18 protein-coding genes are annotated in these 26,294 nt (G+C 57.0%); 9 read left to right on the top strand and 9 right to left on the bottom strand.

Features of this window, described 5'->3' with window-relative positions:
- The first annotated feature begins 6 nt into the window (after nt 1-6).
- From tsaE to trxA, 5 genes are all read left to right on the top strand, one after another.
- Nucleotides 7-1,530 carry a tRNA (adenosine(37)-N6)-threonylcarbamoyltransferase complex ATPase subunit type 1 TsaE gene (gene tsaE, locus ACFPLB_RS07930; RefSeq protein ID WP_378228823.1) on the top strand — a complete coding sequence of 508 codons (1,524 nt, stop codon included), beginning with the start codon at nt 7-9 and terminating at the stop codon, nt 1,528-1,530.
- A complete protein-coding gene (locus ACFPLB_RS07925) occupies nt 1,527-2,252 on the top strand; it encodes a nucleotidyltransferase family protein (RefSeq protein WP_378228822.1) in 726 nt (241 codons plus the stop codon). The genes tsaE and ACFPLB_RS07925 overlap by 4 nt, the downstream gene beginning before the upstream one ends.
- Nucleotides 2,249-5,413: a double-strand break repair protein AddB gene (gene addB / locus ACFPLB_RS07920; RefSeq protein ID WP_378228821.1), complete on the top strand. Its 3,165-nt coding sequence runs from the start codon at nt 2,249-2,251 to the stop codon at nt 5,411-5,413. Before ACFPLB_RS07925 ends, addB begins: the two co-directional genes overlap by 4 nt.
- Complete coding sequence (gene addA / locus ACFPLB_RS07915) at nt 5,410-8,928, top strand: double-strand break repair helicase AddA (RefSeq protein WP_378228820.1); 3,519 nt, start codon at nt 5,410-5,412, stop codon at nt 8,926-8,928. Before addB ends, addA begins: the two co-directional genes overlap by 4 nt.
- 73 nt (nt 8,929-9,001) lie before the next feature.
- Entirely contained in the window at nt 9,002-9,325 is a 324-nt protein-coding gene (gene trxA, locus ACFPLB_RS07910; protein ID WP_378228819.1) for a thioredoxin, read from the top strand.
- Between the two features lie 58 nt (nt 9,326-9,383).
- On the opposite strand, the gene ACFPLB_RS07905 is transcribed toward trxA, so the two are convergent.
- The 7 genes from ACFPLB_RS07905 to ACFPLB_RS07875 all read right to left on the bottom strand — a co-directional run bounded on the left by ACFPLB_RS07905 (nt 9,384) and on the right by ACFPLB_RS07875 (nt 16,971).
- Nucleotides 9,384-10,715 (bottom strand): bifunctional folylpolyglutamate synthase/dihydrofolate synthase, encoded by a 1,332-nt coding sequence (locus ACFPLB_RS07905; protein ID WP_378228871.1) that lies wholly within the window; start codon nt 10,713-10,715, stop codon nt 9,384-9,386.
- 13 nt (nt 10,716-10,728) lie between these two features.
- On the bottom strand, nt 10,729-11,652 hold the full coding sequence (gene accD / locus ACFPLB_RS07900) for an acetyl-CoA carboxylase, carboxyltransferase subunit beta (protein ID WP_378228818.1): 924 nt from the start codon (nt 11,650-11,652) through the stop codon (nt 10,729-10,731).
- 43 nt (nt 11,653-11,695) lie between these two features.
- Nucleotides 11,696-12,535: a tryptophan synthase subunit alpha gene (gene trpA, locus ACFPLB_RS07895; RefSeq protein ID WP_378228817.1), complete on the bottom strand. Its 840-nt coding sequence runs from the start codon at nt 12,533-12,535 to the stop codon at nt 11,696-11,698.
- A 2-nt stretch (nt 12,536-12,537) separates the two neighbouring features.
- Nucleotides 12,538-13,758, bottom strand: coding sequence for a tryptophan synthase subunit beta (gene trpB, locus ACFPLB_RS07890; RefSeq protein WP_378228816.1), 1,221 nt, complete (start codon nt 13,756-13,758; stop codon nt 12,538-12,540).
- 31 nt (nt 13,759-13,789) lie between these two features.
- Nucleotides 13,790-14,449 carry a phosphoribosylanthranilate isomerase gene (locus tag ACFPLB_RS07885; RefSeq protein WP_378228815.1) on the bottom strand — a complete coding sequence of 220 codons (660 nt, stop codon included), beginning with the start codon at nt 14,447-14,449 and terminating at the stop codon, nt 13,790-13,792.
- A gap of 115 nt (nt 14,450-14,564) precedes the next feature.
- On the bottom strand, nt 14,565-15,461 hold the full coding sequence (locus ACFPLB_RS07880; RefSeq protein ID WP_378228814.1) for an outer membrane protein: 897 nt from the start codon (nt 15,459-15,461) through the stop codon (nt 14,565-14,567).
- Between the two features lie 244 nt (nt 15,462-15,705).
- Nucleotides 15,706-16,971, bottom strand: a complete 1,266-nt coding sequence (locus ACFPLB_RS07875; protein WP_378228813.1) for a glycoside hydrolase family 5 protein — start codon at nt 16,969-16,971, stop codon at nt 15,706-15,708.
- A 268-nt stretch (nt 16,972-17,239) separates the two neighbouring features.
- Between ACFPLB_RS07875 and ACFPLB_RS07870 the strand changes: the two genes are divergently transcribed.
- The 4 genes from ACFPLB_RS07870 to asnB all read left to right on the top strand — a co-directional run bounded on the left by ACFPLB_RS07870 (nt 17,240) and on the right by asnB (nt 23,637).
- Nucleotides 17,240-19,174, top strand: a complete 1,935-nt coding sequence (locus ACFPLB_RS07870) for a heparinase II/III family protein (protein ID WP_378228812.1) — start codon at nt 17,240-17,242, stop codon at nt 19,172-19,174.
- 71 nt (nt 19,175-19,245) lie between these two features.
- Nucleotides 19,246-20,559, top strand: a complete 1,314-nt coding sequence (locus ACFPLB_RS07865; RefSeq protein ID WP_378228811.1) for a nucleotide sugar dehydrogenase — start codon at nt 19,246-19,248, stop codon at nt 20,557-20,559.
- Nucleotides 20,540-21,745 (top strand): glycosyltransferase family 4 protein, encoded by a 1,206-nt coding sequence (locus tag ACFPLB_RS07860; RefSeq protein WP_378228810.1) that lies wholly within the window; start codon nt 20,540-20,542, stop codon nt 21,743-21,745. Before ACFPLB_RS07865 ends, ACFPLB_RS07860 begins: the two co-directional genes overlap by 20 nt.
- A gap of 11 nt (nt 21,746-21,756) precedes the next feature.
- A complete protein-coding gene (asnB, locus tag ACFPLB_RS07855; RefSeq protein WP_378228809.1) occupies nt 21,757-23,637 on the top strand; it encodes an asparagine synthase (glutamine-hydrolyzing) in 1,881 nt (626 codons plus the stop codon).
- Here asnB and ACFPLB_RS07850 read toward each other — a convergent pair.
- Complete coding sequence (locus ACFPLB_RS07850) at nt 23,626-24,768, bottom strand: glycosyltransferase family 4 protein (RefSeq protein ID WP_378228808.1); 1,143 nt, start codon at nt 24,766-24,768, stop codon at nt 23,626-23,628. The genes asnB and ACFPLB_RS07850 overlap by 12 nt on opposite strands.
- Nucleotides 24,741-26,288, bottom strand: coding sequence for a glucosamine inositolphosphorylceramide transferase family protein (locus tag ACFPLB_RS07845; RefSeq protein WP_378228807.1), 1,548 nt, complete (start codon nt 26,286-26,288; stop codon nt 24,741-24,743). Before ACFPLB_RS07845 ends, ACFPLB_RS07850 begins: the two co-directional genes overlap by 28 nt.
- Between the last annotated feature and the right edge of the window lie 6 nt (nt 26,289-26,294).

Raw genomic sequence — 26,294 nt, 5'->3', positions numbered from 1 at the left:
ACCCATATGACAGCCTCCTTTTTCGAGGTCATGCTGGAGGATGAGGCGGCAACACAACGCCTCGGCAATGATCTGGCTATTGCCGTACAATCCGGTGATGTGCTGGCCTTGAAAGGTGATCTTGGCGCTGGCAAATCCACATTGGCGCGAGCCCTCATTCGCGCTCTGGCCGATGATGCGGCCCTGGAAGTGCCCAGCCCCACCTTCACACTGGTGCAAAGCTACGAGGCCCGCCTGACCGTCCATCATTTCGATCTGTATCGCCTGAGCCATGAGGATGAACTCGACGAATTGGGGTTTGACGATGCCATTGCTGACGGCGTGGTGCTGATTGAATGGCCAGAACAGGCAGGCGACCGCCTGCCCGATACTGCCATCCTCATTGAGCTTGACCATGATGGTGAGGGGCGCCGCGCACGAATTTGCGGCACAGGCGCCACAATGGAGCGGACTATGGAACGGATTGGGCGCTCCCTAGCCATCCGTGCTTTTTTAGGCGGCACAGGCTGGGCTGGCGCCCGGCGTCGCTATCTGACCGGCGATGCCTCGGCCCGCTCCTATGAAAAGGTTGAACTGGAAGGCTTGCCCGAGCGCATCTTGATGAACTCGCCACCGCTGGTGATGGGGCCGCCTGTGCGCGATGGCAAACCCTATGCTGAAATTGCCCATACGGCCCAAACCGTTTCCGCCTTCGTCGCCATTGACCAGATTTTACGTGAAGCTGGTTTTTGTGCGCCTGAAATTTATGCGCAAGACCTTGATGCCGGTTTGCTGCTGATCGAGGATCTGGGCGATGTTGGCGTATTGGACGCTGACCGCAACCCCATTGGCGAGCGCTATATTGCGGCTGCTCAATTGCTGGCAGCCAGCCATGACAGACAATGGCCCAACAAGATCGAAGTCGCCCCCGGTGTGGTGCATGAGATCCCATCCTTTGATCGTGAAGCCATGCTGATCGAGGTCGATCTGCTGCTTGACTGGTATGTGCCTGCTGTTACCGGCAAACCGGCCAGCGACCATTTGCGCAGCCGCTACCGGCAGGAATGGAATGCAGCGTTTGACCGTATCAAAGGCGGTCAAGCCACATTGATGCAGCGTGACTATCATTCACCAAACCTGATCTGGCGCGCAGAGCGCCATAGCCATGACCGGCTGGGTCTTATTGATTTTCAGGATGCGCTGATCGGGCCACCCGCCTATGATCTGGCCTCATTGGCCATGGATGCGCGCGCCACCGTGCCCGTGGACGTGGAACAGGCAATTGTCGCCGCCTATCTGGCCGCCCGCCATGAAGCAGGCAGTTTTGACGAGGCTGTTTTTTTGGAAAACTATGCCGTGATGGCCGCGCAGCGCAATTCAAAAATCCTCGGCATTTTTGTGCGTCTCGACCGCCGCGATGGCAAACCCGGCTATCTGAAGCATCTGCCGCGCATCCGCGACTATCTGCGCCGGGCGCTCGCCCACCCTGCACTTTTCCGCCTGCACGCCCTTTATGAAGAACAGGGTTTTTTAAAAGAGCAGCCCTTATGAGCAGGCCAACAACTGCAATGGTGCTGGCTGCAGGACTTGGCACACGCATGCGCCCGATCACCGACACTTTACCCAAACCACTGGTAAAAATTGCCGGGCGCACCTTGCTTGACCGCGGGCTTGATGCGCTGGCCGGGGCAGGTGTCAACAAGGCAGTGGTCAACACTCATCATCTTGGCGCAATGATTGCGGCTCATCTTGATCAGTACAGCCACCTGGACATCATCATTTCCGATGAAAGCGAGTTATTGCTGGATTCAGCCGGGGGCATCGTCAAGGCTCTGCCGGAACTGGGACCAGACCCGTTTTACATCCTCAACGCCGATACATTCTGGATTGATCGCGACACACCCGAACTTGAGCGGCTGGCCTTGATGTGGGACGATACGCGCATGGATATATTGCTCATGCTCGCCGACCCAAAAAATTCTACCGGCCATAGCGGCTCAACAGATTTTCTAAGCGATGAAGAGGGCCGCCTGTCGCGCGGGCGCAACCATCCGCAAGGTCTGATTTATGGCGGGGTCGGCATCATTCATCCGCGCATCTTTGCAGGCGCAAAAGCTGCGCCCCATTCGCTCAATCTGTATTTTGACCGGGCCATTGCCGCTGGCCGCCTGTTCGGGCTGGCCATGAAGGGCCACTGGATTACGGTTGGCACACCCGACGCTATTTTACCGGCGGAAGCCGCCATCCTGACATTTTCGAGCCAGACGGCATGAGCAGCAGCACGGCAACCACTACCGGCCTCATCATCCCTCGCGTTTTTTCCATACCGCCCGGCACACCCTTCCTGCCAACACTTGCCAGCACCCTGCTTGCAGGAAAACTGGTTCCGGATTTTCATTTTGAGGGTGATCCGCTGGCGCTGGCTGATGTCACCATCTTTGTGCCCACACGCCGTGCCGCGCGCGCATTGCGCTTTGAATTCATGCAATTGATGGGTGGCCGCGCAGCCATTTTGCCGACAATACGCCCGCTTGGCGAATTTAATGAGGACGAGGCGCTGTTTGAGGCCACCACGCCTGAAAATTCCGCAGCACTTGATCTTGCCCCTCCCATTGCCGCAACCGAGCGGCTGTTACTGCTTGCGGTTCTGGTGCGCGCCTGGAAAAGCCGCCTGCCTGCCGAAGTCGCAGCCCGCTTTGCCGAGGAAATCATGGTGCCAGCCTCAGCCGCCGATGCCATCTGGCTGGCGCGCGATCTGGCAGACCTGATGGACGAGGTGGAAACCGAAGGCGCGGACTGGGCCAGACTTTCCGAACTTGTCAGCGGCAATCTGGCCGGATGGTGGCAGGTAACGCTGGATTTTCTTAAAATTGCCAGCCAGCACTGGCCGCTGATCCTTGCCGAGCACAAGCGCACAAATCCGGCAGCCCATCGCAGTGCTCTTATCCGTTTTGAAGCCCAGCGCCTGCAACGCAATCCGCCTGCCGGCCCGGTGATTGCCGCTGGCTCGACCGGCTCAATCCCTGCCACGGCAGAATTGCTCAAGATCATTTCACGCCTGCCCAAAGGTGCTGTGGTCCTGCCCGGCTTTGACGCCACGCTGGATGCGGCCTCACTTGCCGCTATTTCTGCCCCGCAGCCACAGCCCGCCCTGCTTGGCCACCCGCAATATGGCCTTCTCAAACTGATCGACAAGATCGGCATTGCCCGCGATGAGATCACCATGCTGGGCATGTCTTCATCTGCTTGCCGCCTGCGCAATCATATTGTCAGCGAAGCCCTGCGCCCTGCCGATACAACGCAATTATGGCCGCAGACGCGCAAATATTTCAGCGACACGGACATGGCGGCAGCGCTGGAAGGTGTCAGCGTTCTGGAAGCGCCCAATGAGCGCGAGGAAGCGCTGGCCATTGCTGTCGCACTGCGCCATGCGGTCAGCACTCCCGGCAAGCGGGCAGCCCTTGTCACCGGCGACCGCTCCCTTGCCCGGCGCGTCTCCACCGAATTGCTGCGCTTTGGCATCAGCGCCGATGATTCAGGTGGCACACCGCTTGCCAACACGCCGCCAGCCGCCTTGTTGCGCCTTGCCATTCAGGCCGCTTTACGCCCCGGTGATCCGCTGCCGCTGCTGGCGCTGGTCAAGCACCCCCTGCTGACACTGGGGCAGCCGCGCTCAATGGTGCGCCATGCTGCCGAACTGATTGAGCTTGCCGCCCTGCGCGGCGGCACCGGACGGCCCGACAGTGCCGATTTCGCCAAATTGTTTGAACACAGCCTGACCACCAAGAGCGATGGCGGGCGCCCCCCCTTCTGGCTGGCACGCTTTTCAGCAGGACGTGTCAAAGACGCAATTGCTGTGACCCAACATCTTGTTGCAGCCCTTGATCCATTGCTGCAATTGCGCGAACGCGCTGATTTGAGCGTGCCCCAGCTTGCCCAGGCAAGCACCGCAGCACTGGAAGCGCTTGGCCGCCATGAGGATGGCAGCGTAACAGCACTTTATTCCGGCGATGCCGGCCAGAAGCTGGCGCAGGTGCTGCGCGATCTGGTGGCTGCACAATCGCCCTTTACCTTCAAGGCCGAGGAATGGCCGGAAGTGCTTGAAGCTCTTCTTGCCCCCGAGGTGGTCAAGCCACGCCAGGGCAGCGACCGGGCCATCGCCATATGGGGCGCATTGGAAGCCCGGCTTTTGCATGTTGACACATTGGTAGTGGGCGGTCTCAATGAAGGCGTGTGGCCACGCAAGCCCGAAAGCGACCGCTTCATGTCACGCCTGATGAAGGGCGGACTTGATCTGGAGCCGCCGGAACGACGCATCGGTCTTGCCGCACATGATTTTCAAATGGCGATGGGCGCGCCCAATGTCATTCTGGCGCGCGCATTGCGCTCCGGGGATGCGCCTGCCGTACCCTCGCGCTGGCTGCAACGACTATTGACCTTCACCGGCAAGGAACAGGCTGAAATCATGCAGCGACGCGGCGAGCAATTGCTTGTCTGGGCGCATGCTCTTGATGCTGCCCCGCAAACACACTATGCCCCGCGTCCCTGCCCGACCCCGCCGATCGTTAACCGCCCAAACCATTTTTCGGTTACGGAAATCGAGACGCTGCGGCGCGACCCCTATGCCATTTATGCGCGCCGTATCCTTGGCCTTCGCGCCCTTGACCCGGTCATCCGTGATCCGGGAGCAGCAGAGCGCGGCACGCTGTTTCACGCTATTTTGCATCGCTTTTCTTTAGAAGCCGACCCCAATAGCCCTGATGCGCTGGAACAATTGCTGCAGGCAGGGCGCGACTGTTTTGCGCAAAGCGAACTGCCGCAGGATGTCGAGGCCGTCTGGTGGCCGCGCTTTGAGACTCTGGCCGCCAATATTATTACCTGGGAGCGTAATCGTTTCGATGTCATTTCACGCCATGCCGAAGCACGGGCTGAAAAAACACAAGTCGGCAGCACCCGTGTCACGCTGTCTGGCTATGCCGACCGCATCGACCTGCTGACCGGCAATATGGCCGATATTCTAGACTACAAGACCGGCTCCTCCCCCTCCAAGGCACAGGCCCATACGCTGCTTTCCCCTCAGCTTGCGCTGGAGGCAGCCTTGCTGAAACGCGGCAGCTTTCGCGAACTGGGCGCCCGTGAATCGGCAGACCTTGCCTTCATCCGCCTGCGCGCCAATGGCAAGGTGACGCCAGAATCAATCCTTAAACATAACAAGACCATCCGCTCCGGCGCAGAACTGGGTGAAGAGGCATGGGCGCGTCTGGAAAAGCTGCTTGAGCATTATGCCGATCCGGCCCATGGCTATCTGTCACGCGCCCTGCCCTTTCGTGAGGGCGAGACAGACGGCGATTATGATCATCTGGCGCGGGTGCTGGAATGGTCGGCTGGCGGTGATGGAGCCAATGCGGGCGCAAATGAGGGGGGCGAGGAATGAAATATCCAATCCCCACCGATACAGCGCTGGCGCAGGCGCGCGCCTCCGACCCCGCAAATTCCGCCTGGGTGTCGGCCAATGCCGGTTCGGGCAAGACACATGTGCTGGCCCAGCGCGTCATCCGCCTGCTGTTGCGCGGCACTGAGCCGTCAAAAATACTGTGCCTGACCTATACGCGCGCCGCCGCTGCAAATATGTCAAACCGTATCTTTGCCACACTGTCGGAATGGACGGTTCTCGATGAAGCCACCCTTGCCGAACACATCGAAAAAATGGAAGGCGCAGCACCTGACCTCAAAACCCTGCAACGGGCACGACGCCTGTTTGCCGAGGCACTGGAAACACCGGGCGGGCTGAAAATCCAGACCATTCACGCTTTTTGTGAAGCTGTGCTGCATCAGTTTCCGCTGGAAGCCAACATTGTTGCGCATTTTCAGATGCTTGACTCCCAGATGGAGCAGGCGCTGGTGGCGGCGGCCCGCCGTGACATGATTGCAGGCACGGTCGGTGGTGCAAGCCATGAATTGACCGATGCCTTTGCCACGGTGCTTGAACGCGGCGGCGAGAGCGGTCTTGATGCGCTGCTTGCCGAGATCGTGAGCAAGCGTAATGGCTTGCGGGAGTTTTTGACCCAGATCGGCGGCACGGCAACCCATTTCGAGCCGCTGTTTGAGGAATTCGGCTTTGATATTCATGACAGCGAGGCCGATATTGCCAGTGCACTCTGGCCGCTGCCTGAGTTCGACCCGGCCTATCTGACACGGCTTGATCAATTATCCCTGCAATTGGGCGCCAACCGCGCCCGTTCATCACTGATGGAAGAGGCGCTGGCCGCTTTTGCCCAACAGGAGCCGATCCTGCGCCTTGCCCAATTGCACTCTTCCTTTCTCAGCGGCAAGGGCGAGGCTTACAAGCCCGACTGGCTGTTTTCCAAGGCACTGATTGCTGCAATGCCGGACCTGCCGGAGCGCTATCTGGCCACCACAGAAAAAATCATTGCAGCCTGTGACCGGCTGGCGCTTTATCGCATGGTGAAATGCACCCTGGCTGCCCTGACAATCGCCGACTGGCTCATCCAGCGCTATGAGGAGTTAAAGCGAGCCCGCGGCCTGCTTGACTTCAACGACCTCATCACCCGCACGGTCAATCTGCTCAAGCGCCCTGACGCGGGAGCCTGGGTTCAATACAAGCTCGATCAGGGCATCGACCATATTTTGCTGGATGAGGCGCAAGACACCAGTCCCGAGCAATGGGATGTGGTGAAAAAGCTGGCCGAAGAGTTTTTTACCGGCGAAAGCGCGCGTGACAATGTACTGCGCACGATCTTTGCCGTGGGTGATGAAAAACAGTCGATTTACTCCTTTCAAGGGGCCGCCCCGGACTCCTTCATTGAAAGCAAGAAGGCGTTTTCTCATCAGGCTCAAACTGCCAGCCGCGAATTTGCCGATCTGAAACTGACCTTTTCCTTCCGCTCCAGCGAAGATGTGTTGCGCGCTGTCGATCATGTTTTTACCGATCCACAGGTGCGGCGCGGCATCAGCCATGATCCTGATCCGCTCGACCACAAGGCCATTCGCAATGACGCGCCGGGCTATGTCGAAATCTGGCCTTCCTTGGGCGCAGATCAGGTGGAAGAACCCGATGACTGGACACAGCCAGTCAACCACGCCAGTGCGCCTGCCGTGCGGGTGGCTGAACATGTCGCCACCACCATCAAAAACTGGCTGGACAGTGGTGAAATTCTTGAAGGCAAGGGCCGCACTTTGCGTGCTGGTGATATTCTGGTGCTGGTGCGCAAACGCGACCGTTTCATTCACGCCCTGTCCAAAAGCCTGAAGGAAAAAGGCGTACCGGTCGCTGGCGCCGACCGCCTCAGCCTGCCCGGCCATATTGCGGTCAAAGACCTTGCAGCCCTTGGCCGTTTTCTTGTCCAGCCTCAGGATGATCTGTCGCTGGCGGCTGTGTTGCGTTCCCCGATTTTCGATTTATCCGAAGAACAATTGTTTACCCTTGCCGCAGGGCGCGAACCTGGCCAGTCGCTGATCCAGTCACTGCATTACCACGCAAAAACCGATCCGCAACTGGCGAAAAATGCTCAAAAACTCGAACACTGGGCCAGTGAAGCGGCTTTCAAGCCGGTCTTTGAGTTTTATGCCGCCCTTCTGGCGCGTGACGGGGTGCGCCGGAACATGATTGCCCGGCTTGGGCCGGAAGCTGGCGATATTTTAGACGAATTTCTGAATTTCTGCCTGGCGCAGGAACGCACCGGCCTGCCCGGTCTCGACAGCTTCCTTTCCACGCTGGAAAACACCGGCCCGGAAGTCAAGCGCGAGATGGACCAGACCCGCAACGAAGTGCGCATCATGACCGTGCACGCCTCCAAGGGCCTTGAAGCGCCGGTGGTGTTTCTGATCGATAGCGGCGCGCGCGCTTTCAGCGACCAGCATCTGCCACGCCTGATGCCATTTGAAAGCTCTGGCCAGCACTGGAACGGGCGCGGCTATCTGTGGCGCTCTGATGCTGAAATCGCCAACTCCATCTCACGTAAAGCTGCCGAAAAAGCGCGCGACCTTGCCGATGATGAATATCGCCGTCTGCTTTATGTGGCCATGACCCGCGCCGAAGACCGGCTGATTGTCGCTGGCTACCATGGCAAGCGTGATCCGGGCGATGCAACCTGGCACAGCATTGTCAGCCGCGCCTTGATTTCTGTGCCCGAAACACGCGAAGTGGCGCATCCGGCCAACGGCGAGACGGTGCACCGCTTTCATGCCAGCGGTCTGGCCCCGCTCAAGGAAAAGCAGACTGACAAAAAGCTTGCGCCAGATAATTTTACAAGCCTGCCACAACAGCTTTTTGAAAAGCTGGACGAAGATGAGGAACTGCCGCGCCCGCTCTCGCCTTCCGGTGCTTCGGTTCTGATCGATGAAGATGTGGTTGAACCGGTCGCTGATTTGCGCTCGCCGGTACTAGATACAAAAGAAGAGCCTTCACAGGCCATTTTGCGTGGCAACGTCACCCACAAACTATTACAGATGCTGCCCGATATTCCCCTGGAAAACCGGCTGCGGGCAGCGCAACGCTATCTGGAGCGTGCTGGCGCACACTGGAGTGAAAGCGAGCGTGAACGCCTGCTTTTCTCTGTCATGAGCGTGCTGGAAAACCCGCATTTTGCTCCTGTTTTTGCAACAGGCTCACGTGCCGAAATTGCCTTGATGGGGCATTTGAAAATCAAGGGCCGGAACCGGGCGCTTTCAGGCAAGATCGACCGGCTGGCGGTAAGTGCGCACAAGGTCCTGATTATCGACTACAAGACCAATCTGACACCGCCTGCCACTCTGGCGCAGGTTCCGCAAGCCTATATTTTGCAACTGGCGCTTTACCGGGAATTGCTCAAACCGCTCTATCCTGAGCGCGAAATTGCGGCTGCACTGCTGTTTACGCAAACCCCGCACCTGATGGAACTGACACAAGATATGATGGACGCTGCTCTTGCCCGACTCGCCCTGTCGTGAAACAAGGCCAGCTTGAAATAAGCGGTCCTCACCGCCACATAAGGTAAAACCAAACGCCTGAGAGGATTTTTGCATGGCAACCGTCAAGGTCGATACAAACAATTTCCAGACCGATGTGCTCAACGCCAAGGAGCCCGTCGTGGTGGATTTCTGGGCTGAATGGTGCGGCCCCTGCAAGATGATCGGTCCTGCGCTGGAAGAAATTTCCGACGAGCTTGCCGGAAAGGTGAAAATCACCAAGCTCAATATTGACGAAAACCCGGAACTGGCCGCGCAATTCGGCGTGCGCTCCATTCCAACCTTGATGATCTTCAAGGATGGCCAGCTTGCCGATACCAAGGTGGGTGCAGCCCCCAAGACGGCTCTTGCACAGTGGATCAACAGCGCACTTGACTGATCCTGTCAAAATCACGTCTCAATAAAAAACCCGGCAGTTCAGCCGGGTTTTTATTTTATCAGGTGGGAGGCGTTCCGTTTTCAGCCAGCACCATGCCCGCCAGATAAAGCGATCCGCCAATCAGGATACGTGGCGGCACCTGGCCCTGCGGCCATGTATCACGCAGCAGGCCCAGCGCATGGCCAGTTGAGGCAACCGGCTCCGCCGACAGGCCAGCCGCCTGCGCCCGTTTCGCCAGTTCATCATTGGCGACACCTGCATCACTAAACCCGCCAGGCACGGTATAGACATGCTTCACCAGCCCGGAAAAGGCTGCAAAATAGCCGCTTTGGTCCTTGGTGTTGATCATGCCTGCAATCAGGAATAACGGGCGCGGGTCTTTTTGTTCCAGTTCTGCCAGCGCCTCGGCAATGACCAGACCGGCAGCCGGATTATGTCCGCCATCCAGCCAGATATCCGCCCCCGGCGGCGCAAGCTCCACCAGCTTTCCATGCGGCAGTTTTTGCATACGCCCCGGCCAGAGTGCTGTTGTCATGGCACGGTCAACAGCCTGTTCAGGCGGAGAAAAACCAGCCGCTTTCACGGCTGCAATAGCTGCCGCCGCATTGGCGATCTGATGGCGGCCCGGCAGATGCGGCAAGGATAGATCCATCAACCCGTCCTGATCCTGATAGACCATGCGGCCATATTCTTCAAAAGACAGGAAATCCTGCCCGTAAATATATGTGGGACTGCCAAGCCGTGCAGCCTTGTCCTGCAAGACCGTCAGCGCCTCTTCATGTGGCTGTGAACCGATGACCACCGGACAACCGGGCTTGATGATACCGGCCTTTTCGCCAGCCACCAGTTCCACCCGGTCACCAAGATAGGCTTCATGATCAAGTGAAACCGGCATGATGACGGAGACGGCCGGGCGGGCAATGACATTGGTGGCGTCATAGCGCCCGCCAAGCCCCACTTCCATGACCACGACATCAGCCGGATGCTCGGCAAACAGCACAAAACCGACCGCTGTGAGTATCTCAAATACGGTGATCATCTGTCCATCATTGGCTTTGGCGACACGTTTGATTGCCTCTGCCAGCGTCGCATCATCGACCAGCCTGCCGCCGCCATCGGCAGCAAGACGGTAGCGCTCATGCCAGTTGACCAGATGTGGCGAGGTGTGTGTGTGAACCAAAAGCCCCTGCGCCTCCAGAATGGAGCGGCAAAAGGCAGAGCATGAGCCCTTGCCATTGGTTCCGGCAATATGGATCACCGGCGGCAATAAATCCTGCGGATTGCCCAATCTCTCAAGCAGACGCGACACCCGATCCAGCGAAAGGTCGAAACCTTTCGGATGCAGCCGCATCAGATGCTCGATTTCACGATCAGCAGCAAGCGTCGTCATTGCCGGTTTTGCCTCAGGCTTGCGGGCGGGCATCAGGTTGCGCAGCATCCGGCAGCGGCAGAATTTCAACCTCCGGCACATCTGCCTGCGGCTGTTTCAGCAACAGTTTGAGCAGGCGGGCAATGGTCTCTTTCATCTCCAGCCGCGACACAACCATATCCACCATGCCGTGCTCCATGAGATATTCGGCACGCTGAAAGCCTTCAGGCAGTTTTTCACGAATGGTCTGCTCGATCACACGCGGCCCGGCAAAGCCGATCAGCGCATCAGGCTCGGCAATATGCACATCCCCAAGCATGGCGTAAGAGGCCGTAACCCCGCCCGTGGTCGGGTTGGTCAGCACCACAATATAGGGCAGACCCGCCTCCTTGAGGCGGTCAACCGCAACGGTGGTGCGGGCAAGCTGCATCAAGGACAGGATGCCTTCCTGCATCCGGGCGCCACCCGAGGCGGCAAACAGCACCAAAGGCAGCTTGCGTTCGCGTGCCGTATCAAAAGCCTTGATGATCGCCTCGCCTGCGGCAAGGCCGAGCGAACCGCCCATGAAGGTGAAGTCCTGCACGGTTGCCACGATGGGCAGGCCGTGGATTTTTCCCACTGCGTTCAAAATGGCATCTTCCATGCCGGTCTTGGTGCGCGCATCCTTCAAGCGATCCGTATAGCGCTTTTCATCACGAAATTTCAGCGGGTCCTGCACCACTTTGGGATTTTCCAGAACCTCATAATGTCCATCATCGAAGAAGAATTTCAGCCTTTCCTTTGCAGAAATCTTCATATGATAGCCGGAAGCGGGAATAACGAACTGGTTTTCCTCCAGATCCTTGTGAAAGACCATTTCACCCGACTCAGGGTCCTTGATCCAGAGATTTTCCGGCATTTCACGGCGGCCGAGCATCGAATTGATTTTCGGGCGAACGTAATTGGTGATCCAGTTCATTACAGGCTCCTGACCGCTCAGGGTTAGGTTGGAATAAATTATATCAGGTGGTGCTCAGGCGGGCTTGCCGCACGCCTTGTGCAAGGTCCGACACCAGTGTTTCTACAGCTTCAACCGGGTCCGCCAAACGCTTGCCCTCCGCTCCCAACGTATTGGCGACCGCATTGACAATGGCCGAACCGACCACCACACCATCGGCAGATGAGCCAATGATGCGGGCCTGTTCGGCTGTCTTGACGCCAAACCCGACACAGATCGGCAAATCGGTATGGGCCTTGATGCGCGCAACCGCCTGCGCCACCTTGCCGGTATCCACCAGCGCCGAACCGGTAATACCTGTCATCGACACATAATAGACAAAGCCGGAGGTGTTTTTCAAAACTTTTGGCAGGCGCTTTTCATCGGTGGTCGGTGTGGCCAGTCGAATGAAATTGATGCCCGCCTTCAATGCCGGAACGCATAATTCCTCATCCATTTCCGGCGGCAAATCAACGATGATCAGCCCGTCAATACCACAGGCTTTGGCATCGATCAAAAAGCGCTCAACGCCGTAACTATAGACGGGATTGTAATAGCCCATCAAAACGATTGGCGTCTCATCGTCCTTCTTGCGGAAATCAGCCGCCATCTGCAAGGTGCGGGCCAGCGTCTGGCCATTTTTCAGGGAGCGCAAGCCAGCAGCCTGAATGGCCGGGCCATCGGCCATCGGATCGGAAAAAGGCATACCCAGTTCGATAATGTCAGCGCCCGAGCGGCTTAGCGCCTGCATGATCGACAAGGAGGTGTCATAATCGGGGTCGCCGCCCATGAAATAGGTGACAAGGGCCGGACGCCCCTCAGCCTTCAGCTTTGCCATGCGGCGATCAATGCGGGTCTTGCTCATCGTCAGATCTCCATACCCATCATTGAAGCCACAGTGTGCACGTCCTTGTCTCCACGCCCGGACAGGTTGACGATCACGATCTCGTCCTTGCCCATCGACGGTGCAATCTTGACGGCATGAGCGATGGCATGAGCCGATTCCAGTGCAGGAATAATACCTTCCGTGCGGGTGCAAAGCTGGAAAGCCTCAAGCGCCTCATCATCAAGGATCGGCACATAGTCAACCCGGCCCGTATCGCGCAGCCATGAATGTTCAGGGCCAACGCCCGGATAATCCAGCCCGGCTGAAATGGAATGGCCGTCGAGAATCTGGCCATCCTCATTTTGCAGCAGATAGGTGCGGTTGCCATGCAAAACGCCCGGACGCCCGGCATTCATGGAGGCGCAATGTTCCTGCCCGTCAAGGCCACGGCCACCGGCCTCGATGCCGATGATCTTGACCTGCCTGTCGTCAAGGAAGGGATGAAACAGGCCGATAGCATTGGAGCCGCCGCCAACAGCGGCAATAATCACATCGGGCAGACGGCCTTCCTGCTCCAGAATCTGGGCGCGCGCTTCAGTGCCGATGGCAGACTGGAATTCGCGCACCATTTCCGGGTAAGGGTGCGGACCGGCAGCCGTGCCGATCAGATAATAGGTATCTTCAACATTGGTCACCCAGTCGCGCAGGGCTTCATTCATGGCATCTTTCAGCGTGCCATGACCGGCGCTGACCGCATTGACCTGTGCACCCAGCAGTTTCATGCGAAAGACGTTCGGGCTTTGGCGCGCCACATCGGTGGCTCCCATATAGACCACGCAAGGCAGGTTGAAGCGCGCAGCCACCGTGGCTGATGCTACACCATGCTGTCCGGCGCCGGTTTCAGCAATGATACGTGTCTTGCCCATGCGTTTGGCAAGCAGGATCTGACCAAGGCAATTGTTGATCTTGTGCGAGCCTGTGTGGTTGAGATCCTCGCGCTTGAAATAGATTTTTGCACCGCCCAGATGATTTGTCAGACCTTGCGCCAAATAGAGCTTGGAAGGCCGCCCGGCATAGAATGTGGACAGTGACTGCAACTCGGCCCGGAAGGCAGGATCATTTTTTGCCTTGTCCCATTCCTGTTCCAGTTCAAGGATCAGCGGCATCAGCGTTTCGGCAACGAAGCGGCCACCAAAAATGCCGAACATCCCCTGTTCATCGGGGCCGGTGCGGAAGGAATTGGGAATAGCCGGCTCGTTCATTGCCGATCTCCTGAAACAAAGGGCTGCGGGGTCAGGCTGCACGCTCATTGCGTGTTGCGTCAACCACCTTGAAAAACTCTTCGATGAGCCGGGTGTCCTTGACCCCCGGTGCGCTTTCAACACCAGACGATATGTCGATGGCCGAGGGTTTTACAAGCCGCAGCGCATCGCCGATATTGGCCGCATTCAGACCGCCCGAAAGCATGTAATCAATGCCAGCGTCAAGTCCGGCCAGAAGGTTCCAGTCAAAACGCACACCGTTTCCGCCCGGAAGACGTGAACCGGCGGGCGCTTTGGCATCGAACAGGAAACGATCGGCAATGCCGCGATATGGCGCAATGCGGGCCAGATCAGCCTGATCATGAATGGCAAACGCCTTCATCACCGGCAAGCGATAGCGCCTCTTGACTTCGGCAACGCGCTCCGGGCTTTCCGTCCCGTGAAGCTGAAGCATATCCGGCTGCATTGTTTTTACAATCGCATCCAGAACCATATCATCAGCATCAACGGTTACTGCAACCGCCTTTGCTTTACCGCCACTATGGGCCCGCAGTTTTGCTGCCTCCTGCGGGGTCACATGGCGCGGGCTTTTGGGAAAGAAAATAAAACCGACATGGCTGGCCCCGCCTTTAACGGCAGCGTCCAGCGCTTCAGTGGTTTTTAGCCCGCATATTTTGGTGTCGAGTACCATGGCGCGGACTTGGCATGAAAAACAGGCAAAGTCGAGACAAAGCCGCATATCACACCAAACAACAAAGGCCGGGATGCAAACCATCCCGGCCTTTGTTGTATCGGAAAAGACAGGATTACTTGGTGTAGATCGGCGCAGGCGGCTCATAAGCCACCGTTTGCGGCTCATAACAGCCATTGGCGCTGCCACCAAAACTATAGCGCAGACCGGCGCGGACCTCATGGGTATTGAAACCCTTGTCAAAGCCCGGACCCGCACCATTCTTCTCAAACATGCGCCCGCCTTCAATGCGGCTGAAGCGATACCCGGCATCCAGAACCGTCCGGTCGGTCAGGCAATAAGAGGCGCCCGCCATCAGCGCATAGGCAAAGCGCCAGCTCTTGGCGCCCTTGTGCCGCTGCTCATAACCGCCAATATCGTTGATCAGATCGCCCCATTTGACATGGGCCCCGCCAATGCCTGCACCAACATAGGGGGTGATGCCGTTCCAGGTGCCCAGATCAACATAGGCATTGGCCAGCAGCAGCAAGGCCGACATTTTACTGCGATCAACCGATTCACAAGGGCCGTCACCGCCGCCGCAGCTATAACCACCCTCATCGGACGTGCCGCCCCTGAATTTCGACTTGAACCAGTAGTCGAGGGTCAGGTCGGTGCGGAAATAACGATTGGCCTGATAGCCGACGCCCGCCCCCAGCGAAAACGAGCTTTTAAGGGCTGCCGTATCGAAGCTCTTGGTGCCGCCCACGCCTGTCCAGGCATCAGGATCGCCACAATCATCAGGGCACGGTTCTGCGCCATAAGTGAAATATTCGGTGCCGCGAATTTTCGACTTGTGATAATCGACATCGCCACGAATATACCAGCCACCGAACTCCCTGACTTCCGCATAGGGCTGGACGATGGCCGGCTCCTCGATCACCATTGGAATATCAAGGTCAGCCGCCAGAACCGGGGAAACTCCACCGGCAATGATAACGGCCAAAGACGTCTTCCTGAACAGATAGGACATAAATTCACCCCTCATCCGGCCACCATGCATATACCGGAACATAAAAACCGCTGCATGGAGAATGAATGGCAAACATTAAAACGAGATTAACCCTGCCGATTAACCAGAATATTCTGAATTACTCTGTATAATCAGCACGAAAGCCTGTTTCTCGAACCGGAACCGGTTTCGAGATAAAGACATGCGGTTAAAACAAAGGCTCAAAACGGGTTGCGTGAATTGGGAAGAAAAACGACACGCTTTATCAGCCTGACATGACCAGTTCCGATATCAGCTCATGATCCAGCCGGTTTTCATCATCAGCCAGACAAATGCCCATCTGATAGCTGTTCAAATCCCATACCGACCAGCCAAAACCACGCGCGACGGCCGCTTGCGTGACATCCCTCATCCAGCGGCGGCGATCTTTCTCGGCCGCACCCGTCATCTTGTCGGAACGGCGCGTGACCCCGAACTCTCCCATGACAATGCGCTCGGGCGCAATGCCGTTGCGATCTGCCCATTTGGCGACAATCGCAAAATCATCTTCAATCCGGCTTCGGTTCCAGCCATCAGCCAAAAACCCCTTCAAGATCGTTTGCGCATGACGGTGCGCCGCCTCTTTTGCGGGGGCATCCAGCCGGGCCTGCTCAATACGCTGTTTGAGTGCAGCGCTGATTTCGTCTGGCGGCACCGCATCATAAGGATAGGGAAGGTCTGAAACATAGGCAGCCGCAGGCGCATCCGGATTGCCGAAATCCATACCCTGATGGGTGAAGCTCAACGGCATGTAATAATGATAGGAATAAAAAACGTCACTGCCGCTATAGGGCGATGGATCAAGATCGTTCAATCCGCTGATCCCGCCATAATGCGCCCCCGTCAGCATCAGTGGAAGGTCAGACGAGACGCGGCGCGCCGCATCATGCAGCGCCAGTTGCGCTGCCCCCCACACCATGACCTGTGTGCGGTGGCGGGCATTGTCCAGCAAAGGCTCATTCATCAATTCCAGCGCCACAAAGCCTGTGCTGCCCATCTGAGCAAGCAATGCAGTCAGCCGCATGATCATTTTCTTGTATTCGTCAAATAACGGGCCTTCAAGATCACTCAAAATGGATTGCGGCGCATAAAGCGGAACCTGTTCGACCGGGTGGCAATCGACCAGAACGTCAAGGCCCAGCGCGTGCATCCGTTCAATATGGCCCACAAGTTTTTTCTCCAGAGCGGTTCTGTCTACCCCCTGCAACTGCATGAACGGCCCGACATCCAGCGACAGGCGAATAAAATCAAAGCCTGTTTTGGCAAGCTCGCTCAGCAGCGTTTCAGAAACAGCATTGCGTGGAGTTTCAAAGGGCCGCGCCAGATAGCGATCATTGCTGCCTTCCTGAAGAATGCCCCAGTTCATCATGTTGTGAATGCCCGCCCCGCAGCGGAATGGCGCTTTTTTAGTCCCGGCAGCAGCGGCCCGATGCGGCACAACCACAAGCGCCCCAGCAGATAAAGACAGAAACTGACGACGGCTGAAGCTCATGGCCCAAAACACCCGGTTGCAAGGATGTTGCAAGACTAAAGCATTTTGCAGTCAGATGGCTACATCTGACGTCGCAACAATGCGGCAAGAAAAAGAAGCTGGAGCAGCAGAGGCTGCATTCGTCAGAACACCGGCTGCTCCAAACCAGTTTTCATTCAAAACGAGTATCTGGTGTTAGAGGCAGAACCTGCCAGGGGCAGAACCTGTTAATGCGAATGCAACCACCATCTGCTAAAGCCTGCCTATGTTAAGACGGCTAAGCTGGTATGTGCGGCGTCTGGCCGTCATGGAACGCGGCGAGATCCGCCATCGCATTCACGAGCAATGGAAAAAACGTGCCGTCCGGCGCGAGACGAGCGGCTGGGCGCCATTTGCCATGCCCGCTCAACGCCCTGTTTCACTACCGCTTTTTGCGCCTCTGCTAGCCGACAATCTTGCCCCTGCAATCAGCGCGCAACTGGAACGTGCCGCCCAAAAATTTCAATCAGGAAAACCCACGCTTCTCAATTGCGACTGGCCGACCGAAATTCTTGATCAGAAGGGTTGTATTGCACCCCATATATGGACACTTGATCCGGTCAGCCTCACCCACTGGCCAGGTAAAGAAGTGTCTGCCTTCGATATTGATTTTCGCTTCGGAGCCAATAAACGCGACATAAAATATGTCGCAGAACTCAACCGTCTGCATTTTCTGGTCGCGCCAGCCATTCAGGCGCGCCGTACTGAAAATAAAATACTGACCAAAGCCATTCTTGGCTCCATCCTGTCATGGATGGAGGCCAATCCGCCCGGGCGCGGCGTCAACTGGTATTCAGGCATTGAGTCTGGCTACAGGCTGGTCTCGGTGGCTGCTATCGTAAGTGTCCTCGACCCATGGATTGACGGCCAGACAGCCAAAAACCTTGCCGCCTTCATTGCGGCGCACGCCACATGGCTTGCCCGTTTTCCGTCGCTGTTTTCATCGGCCAATAATCATCTGGTTGCCGAAGCCATGGGGCTGGTTCTGGCTGCCCGCCTGCTGCCCGATCACCAACAGGCAAAAAACTGGCTGGAAAATGGCAAAATATATCTGGAAGACCGGACGCTGGCGCTGTTTCATGAAGACGGCATCGGGCAGGAGCAATCACCTGCCTATGCCGCTTTTACGCTGGAAATGCTGCTGATCGGCTTTGGTGTGCTGGACCAGGATGCGATTTGCCCGGCGATCAAGCAGCGCCTGACAAAAGCCGCCAGCGCACTGAAGGCTTTCCTTGATGATGAAGGCACAGTGCCATTGATCGGTGATGATGACCAAAGCCGTGTGCTGATGGCTTATGGCAGCAATGAACCACGCTATGCCGCTTCGATTGTGGCAGCCCTGGCCGGTTTTCTCAACCGTCCTGACCTTGCTCCATCACGGTACGATGCACATTGGCGCGATATCGTCTTTGCCAGCCCGCCGCCCGGCCCTTTCTTAAAAGACGGGACGACAAGCTTTTTACAAGGCGGCTATACAATCCGGCGCGGCACCATTGCGGGTCGGCGCATCCATCTGACCTTTGATCACGGCCCGCTGGGTTTTGGTGCGCTTGCCGCCCATGGCCATGCCGATGCGCTATCTGTCTGGCTCTCACTTGATGGCAAGCCGGTTCTGGTTGATGCCGGCACCTATGCCTATCACTCGGAAGGCGAAAACCGGCGTCGCTTTCGTGTCACTGACGTTCACAATACGCTCACCCTTGCCGGAGCCAGTCAAAGCGAGCCGTCTGGCCCCTTCAACTGGAAGCCGAACCGCGCGCAAGCCAAACTGGAAAAAGGCGCCAACACCGCACCGCTTGATCTGTCAGCCTGGCATGATGGCTATGAAAAACGCTTTGGCGTCATACATCATCGCGCCCTTGTTGAAACCACCACCGGTTTTGACATTATCGACCGGCTGACGGGAAAAACACCTGAGAGCGAAGTGGAAATTGCTTTCCTGCTGGCACCTGATCTTGAGGCCAGCATTGAACATGATGCTGTGCGTGTCACCCGCGCTGGCCAGCCGGAAATGATGATCATGGCCCCGAAAGGTGCGGCCATTAAAATCATCCAGGGCGATGCAGCATCCGGGCGCGGCTTTCATTCGCCGGGTTTTGGCATTTTGCAACAGGCCACGACCATAGTGTTTCAAACAAATGCCAACAGGGAAAACTGGAAAAGTTCAATTGTTCTTGGGCCGTAACCCGGCCTTTACCTGTCGGCATTAGACCCTTCTTCCAATATGGCGATACAAGACAAAGCGGCGAGATAAACATGAAAATATCCATCTTTGGCCTGGGATATGTCGGCACAGTTTGCGCCGCCTGCATGGCAGATCGCGGCCATGAGGTGATTGGCTGCGATGTCAGTGAGGCAAAGACCGCCCTCATCAATGCCGGGCAAAGCCCGATCATCGAAAAAGACATTGGTGAACTGGTTGCGGCAAAGGTTGCTGCGGGCAGTCTGCGCGCTACAACTTCAGCCAAAGAGGCTGTCATGGGCAGCGATCTGTCCCTGCTTTGTGTGGGCACACCATCACGCCCCAACGGGTCGCTTGATCTTGCCGCAGTCGAGGCCGTGGCCCGCCAGATCGGTGCTGTGCTAAAAACCAAGGACAGCTACCATTCAATTGTCATCCGCTCCACCGTCTTGCCCGGAACATTGGAAGAAATCGTCATTCCGGCACTGGAACAGGCTTCCGGCAAGAAACTGGGCACGGCCTTTGGCGTTGCCTCCAATCCTGAATTCATGCGTGAAGGGTCAGCCGTTGCCGATTTCAACAATCCGGCCAAAACGGTGATCGGCGCTGAAGACGACATCACCCGCAAGCGGCTGCTGGAGCTTTATGAAGGGCTTCCGGGCCAAACCATCGTGACGGAACCGCGGCTGGCGGAACTGGTCAAATATACCGACAACACATGGCATGCGCTGAAAGTGGCCTTCGGCAATGAGATCGGCAATATCTGCAAGGCAGCCGGTGTTGACAGCCATGATCTGATGAAGGTGTTTTTTGCCGACACCAAGCTTAATATTTCCAATGCCTATCTTTTGCCCGGTTTTGCCTTTGGCGGCTCCTGCCTGCCCAAGGATGTGCGCGCCATCAACGCCTATGCCATGCTTCATGATGTGGAAGTCCCGCTTCTGAAATCGCTGATACCTTCCAACAAGCAGCAGATCGAACGCGCCCTGCAATGGGTGCTGGGCTATGACAAGCGCCAGATCGGCTTTCTCGGCTTTTCCTTCAAGGCAGGCACCGATGATCTGCGCGAAAGCCCCTATCTGGAACTGATCGAGCGTCTGCTCGGCAAGGGCTGCGACATCCGCATCTTTGACCAGAATGTGTCGCTGGCCAAACTGGTCGGCGCCAATAAAACCTATCTGATGAATGCCATTCCCCATGTCACGCAACTGATGGTTCCATCGGTTGATGATCTGATTAAACACGCCGATATTGTGGTGGCGACAAGCCGTTCGCCCGAATATGAAGCGGTGGTCAAAAAGATGCGCTCTGACCAGATCTTGCTCGACATGGCGCGCCTGCCCGACACCGAACATGTTGCAGGGGTCTATGATGGCATCAACTGGTAGGCGCGTTCTCATCATCGTGGAAAACCTGCCAGTGCCCTTTGACCGGCGCGTCTGGTCGGAAGCCACCACGCTGGTCAAGGCCGGTTATCAAGTGTCGATCATCTGCCCCAAGGGCAAGGGCCATACCGCCTCTTATGAGGTGATCGACAACATCCACATCTACCGCCATTCCCTGCCGCTCGATGCCGATGGCGTACTGGGCTATGCGCTGGAATACAGTGCGGCTTTGTTCTGGGAATTTGTGCTGTCGCTCAAAATTGCCTGGCAGCGCGGCTTTGATGTCATCCATGCCTGCAACCCGCCTGACACGATTTTTCTGATCGGCGGCTTTTACCGGCTGTTTGGCAAGAAATTCCTGTTCGACCATCACGACATCAACCCCGAGCTTTATGAGGCCAAATTCGGACGCCGTGATTTTGGCTGGAAGCTGATGGTGTGGCTGGAGCGGCTGACCTTTCGCACCGCCAACCGTTCGCTGGCCACCAATGAAAGCTATCGCGATATTGCCATTTCACGCGGCGGCATGGACCCCGACAAGGTGCATATTGTGCGCTCCGGCCCCAATCTAGACCGTGTCCGCGAGGTCGAGCCCGACCCGAAATGGCGCAATGGCCGCCGCTTTGTGGTTGGCTATGTCGGCGTTATCGGCAAGCAGGAGGGGCTTGACCTGTTGCTGGAATCGATTGCCCATCTGGTCAAAGTTCGCAATCGCCACGACATCCAGTTTGTCATCTGCGGCGGCGGACCGGAACTTGACGCAATCAAGGCTGAAAGTGCGGCCATGGGGCTTGGCAACTATGTGACTTTCACCGGAAGATGCCCCGACGAGACGCTGTTTTCAGCGCTTTCCACTTCCGATGTCTGCGTCAATCCCGACCGGCCAACCGCCATGAACGACAAATCAACCATGAACAAGATCATGGAATATATGGCGCTGGGCAAACCGGTCGTGCAGTATGATCTGCGCGAAGGCCGCTTTTCAGCACAAGAGGCCTCGCTCTACGCCACCTGTACCGATCCTGCCGATTTTGGTGACAAGATTGCGGAGCTTCTGGATGATCCTGAGCGTCGTGCCGCCATGGGTGCGCTTGGCCGGGCACGGGTGCAAAATGAACTGGCCTGGGACTATGAGGCCCCCAAGTTGCTGGCAGCCTATGAGGCGCTGTTTTCCACCCGCAGCAAATAAGGCAACATCTCATGTGCGGCATATTCGGGTTCCACGCCAGATCGCGCCAATTGCTTGAAGCTGAACTCGAGGCCGCCACCGATTTGCTTGCCCATCGTGGGCCGGACGGGCACGGCACTTTTGCTGCCCAAAGCCGTGATGGCGACTGGCAGGTGGGTCTGGGCCACCGCCGTCTTTCAATCCTCGACCTTGAGGGCGGCGCACAGCCCATGCATTCGCATGACGGGCGCTATGTGATCAGCTTCAATGGCGAGATTTACAACTATATCGAATTGCGCAACGAACTGACCATGCTTGGCCACCGCTTTGTCACTCAAGGCGATACGGAAGTGCTGATCGAAGCCTGGCGGGCGTGGGGCGAAAATTGCCTCTCCCGATTCAATGGCATGTTTGCCTTTTTATTATGGGACAATCACACCAGCCGCCTGATCGCCGCCCGTGACCCGTTCGGCAAGAAGCCGCTTTTTGTCGCTCATGCGGGTGAAGCACATATATTTGCCTCCGAAATCGAGCCCTTGCGTCAATTTCCCGGCATTGATGACCGGCTCGACCCGGACTCTTTGCGCGAATATTTAAGCTATCGCTATGTGCCCGGGCCTGCCACCTTCTTTAAAGGCATTGCAAAAATTGCGCCCGGCACTTTCATGGTTCTGGAAGGTGAAAAACACACCACCACGCGCTATTTCACCACCCCGTTTTCTCACATTCATCCTGATATAACTGATTTTGATGAGGCGTTACGGCTGTTTTCCACTGAACTGGACAAGGCCGTGCAATTGCGGCTGCGCTCGGACGCGCCTTTTGGGGCCTTTTTATCCGGCGGGCTGGATTCTTCGATGATCGTGGCCCTGATGAGCCGCCATATGGACAAGCCGGTCTCAACCTTTTCGGTTGGCTTTGATGTGCCAGGCTCTTCCGAACTGCCCTATGCCGGGGAAGTGGCACGAGCCTTTGGCACTCACCATCACGAGCTTTCGGTGGATTTGAGCCAGTTTGCATCCGTGTGGGAAGAGGCGGTTTTGCGGCGCGGCGCACCAGTGGCGGAGCCTTCCGACCTGCCTGTCTTGCTGCTGGCAAAAAAAGCCCGGCGCGATGTCAAAATGGTGCTGACCGGTGAAGGGGCCGACGAGCTTTTGGGCGGTTATCCCAAGCACCGGGCCGAACCATGGGTGGCGCTTTACCAACACCTGATTCCGGGCTTTATCCATGATTTGCTCATTGCGCCTTGCACAAGCGCCCTGCCCTATGGGCTGCGGCGCATCAAGACGGTGGCCAATGTTGCCGGTATTCGCGACTATCAGGCGCGCATGGTCGCCTGGTTTGGCGGTGGTGACGCAAAATTGGCCCAAACGCTTTACAATGGCCCGCCTGCTTCACGCCTGCCCGACCTCTTACCCTTCACAACGGATGAAACCACCAGTGCACTCAAGCGGATGCTGCATTTCGATCAGACCTCATGGCTGCCCGATAATCTTTTAGAACGCGGCGACCGCATGATGATGGCTGGCTCCATTGAAGGCCGGATGCCCTTCATGGATGTCGAACTGGCCAAACTTGTCGCCCGCTTTTCCGATGCTTTTCTCACCGGCGCGCCCAAGGGCAAGCGCATCTTGCGGGTGTTAAGCCAAAAAATGCTGCCCGAAACAATCGTCAATCGCAAGAAAGTCGGCTTTCGGGTGCCGGTCGAGCAATGGTTCCGCACCGGCATGGCTGAACAGATGCGCGATCTGCTGCAATCTGATGATGCGACCATACGCCAGATCTGCAATGCAAATGAGATCGACCGGCTGATGAGCGAGCATCTGGAGGCGCGCCACAATCACGAAAAGATTTTATGGGCGCTGGCCAATCTGGAACAGTTTTTCCGGGTTTTCCGCCCGTCAATCAATTGACCGCTTCCTGTCAGCCAAAGCCTGGCGATAGATATCCAGCAAGGCGCCAACCATCGTTTCGAGATCGAAGCGATCTTCATAAATCTGGCGGGAGGCAGCACGAAACTGCTCGCGAAGCGGCTTGTCGCCAATCAATTGCTCCAAAGCCTGCGCAGTTCCTGCGGCATCATCCGGCTGGATCAGCAGTCCGTTTTTGCCTTCCTGCAAGACATCGGGCACAGAGCCAACCGGCGTGGCAATCAGGGCTGCACCCGCACAAGCCCCTTCCAGCAGGCACACCGGCAAAACCTCATTGCGCGATGGCAGGATGACCAGATCGGCTTGGCAATACAGCGGCAAAATGGCATCGCGCGCCACCCAGCCGGTAAACGTCACCCGCTCAGCCAGACCAAGCCTGTCTGCCTCCTGGCGAAATGCGGCAACATCGCCGGTTCCGGCAAAGACCATGCGCCATTCAGGCAAATGTTTTGGCAAAAGCGCCAGTGCCACCAAAAGAACACCGGCCCCTTTCGCATCGGTCAGATTTCCGGCAAAAAACAGCCGCACCGGCTCATTTTCTGCACGAGGCTGGGGCGCTTGCGGTGCAAAATCGGCAACACCATTGGCCACAATACAAAAGCGCTCTTCCGGCAAATGATAGAAACGGGCAACAAAGCCGCGCCAATATGGCCCCAGCACGATAATGGCGGCAGCACGCTCAAACACCTGCCGCAAAACCAGCACCCAGCCCGGTTGCTTTTGCCCCGAGCCGGGAAAGGCAGAGCCATGAAAATGCACCACAGTTGTCACGCCAAACAGGCGCGCAACAACCTGCATCAGCCATTTGCGCCAGGCCGAGGCATTGGTGGCCGCATTGAGATGAACAATATCATAGCGCCGTGTTGCCAACAGCCATATCAGCTTCAAAAAGGCGAAGGGAAAATGCAGAACCCAGCCTGCACCGGACGCATCGCCGCGTGAGGCCAGAAACTCCATTTCCAGCCCCATTTGCACATGAGCCTGCAAATACTCATCAACATGCGAAAACAGGGTTTCGATGCCCCCGCGCCCTTTCAGGCCACGCGGCACGATGCATAAAACCCGAAGGGAGCGCAAACGCGCCGTCACGTTCTGCACCACTTTAAGCGCCATGCCGGAGCGATCCGGTCAATTGCTTCCAGTTTCTCTGAACTGTTGAGGGTATGGACTTTCGGAAAAGGCAATTTTTCGGGCGAAAGCAGCGGCACCGGGATCGTCAGCCGCACGCTTTTTTCATCAAGCTCAACAAGGTCGGCAAGGCCCAGCCCCCCGCCATAGCCATTTGTGCCATCCTGCATCGGCACAACAAGACGCTCAGCGATGCGCACAAAACCTCCACCGGGCCGCGCCGCTGCACGGTCGATCATGACCGGATTGGCCGGATGCGGCACCCATGGCCCTTGCAGATCCAGTGCAGAGAAAACCACCAGTGTGTCAGACGCGCTGCCACAACCGTAACACTCGGTGGCAAACAGCCAGAGCCGGTTTTCATGTTCCAGAAGCGTTGCATCAAACAATTCCCGCTCAGGAATCAGCACGGCATAGCGCACCCAGCGATCGGGGAAATTTTCAGCCCGGTACAGAACCAGTTCCCTGCTCTCGCCACCTTCCGGCAGCATCCAGATTTCCCCATCACGGGCAAAAACCTGCGGATAGGAAAGATGATGCGGCTCTTCCAGCACACAACGCGGAACCGTGGCTGTTCCATCATCAAAAATCTCAGCCACCGAAATTACGGCCTTGCTGGAGCCATGGCGAAAATCTTCGACAAAGATGAAATGACGCCCCTGCCATTCAAATGGAAACGGATCGGCATAAAAGCGCTCGCCATCATCGGGCAGGGTTATCCATGGCTCGCCTGCCAGCAATCCGGTATCGGCCACCCGCACACCCTTGTGAAAGCGATAGTGAACCTCCCAGCGGTGGACATGAAACAGCAACCGGCGAAATGTGCCGATAATCTGACGCGGCAACATCGACAGTAAATAGGTTCCAGGCAACTGACGGCTGCTGAAATCCTTTTGCCTGTCAGGAAAAACCTCCTGAAGCATGGCGTCTTTACCTATTTCACCCCCATCTGTTTCAACATTGAGATGGCGCTGCGCGCTGCTGACGAGCAGCGTGATCATGCCTGCCAAAACATCATCCAGCCCGCGCATCAGCGACAGGCGGCTATCGACCATGGGGGCCGCACGGGCAATGCAATGCCTGCCATCAAGCGCAATTGTCACATCGGGCAACTGCCCGCGCAGCAACATGTCTGCGGCCGCCAACAGGCAAGGCGAACCGGAAAAAAGCGGCACAAGTGTCGGGTGCGTCCCTTGCAGTTCACCGCCACTTAAATCCAGCCGCAAAACAGCATCCGGGCGCGGTGATAATAATATCTCACCTGGCATCTTATCCAGAAGGCTGTTCATGCGAATCCGCAAAAACCTGCGTTCAAAGCCAAAAATCCTGTCCAGCCTGCTCATGGCCCCCGTGACAGGTTGTGCAGCTTGCGCCCCCACCAGCGCAACATCATATCCCCGTTGGCGCAGGCGCTCGACAATAGCGACATGAAAACGGCGTACCGTTTCTTGTGGCACCACGACATCAATCATGCCCACAGTAAACCCGTCATTTTTCATTTGCATATGGCT

It is taken from the genome of Aquamicrobium segne (assembly GCF_042656785.1).
Lineage (GTDB): Bacteria > Pseudomonadota > Alphaproteobacteria > Rhizobiales > Rhizobiaceae > Mesorhizobium > Mesorhizobium segne.
The sequence above is the reverse complement of the archived record's forward strand: the minus strand, read 5'-3'. Positions and strand labels throughout refer to the sequence as shown.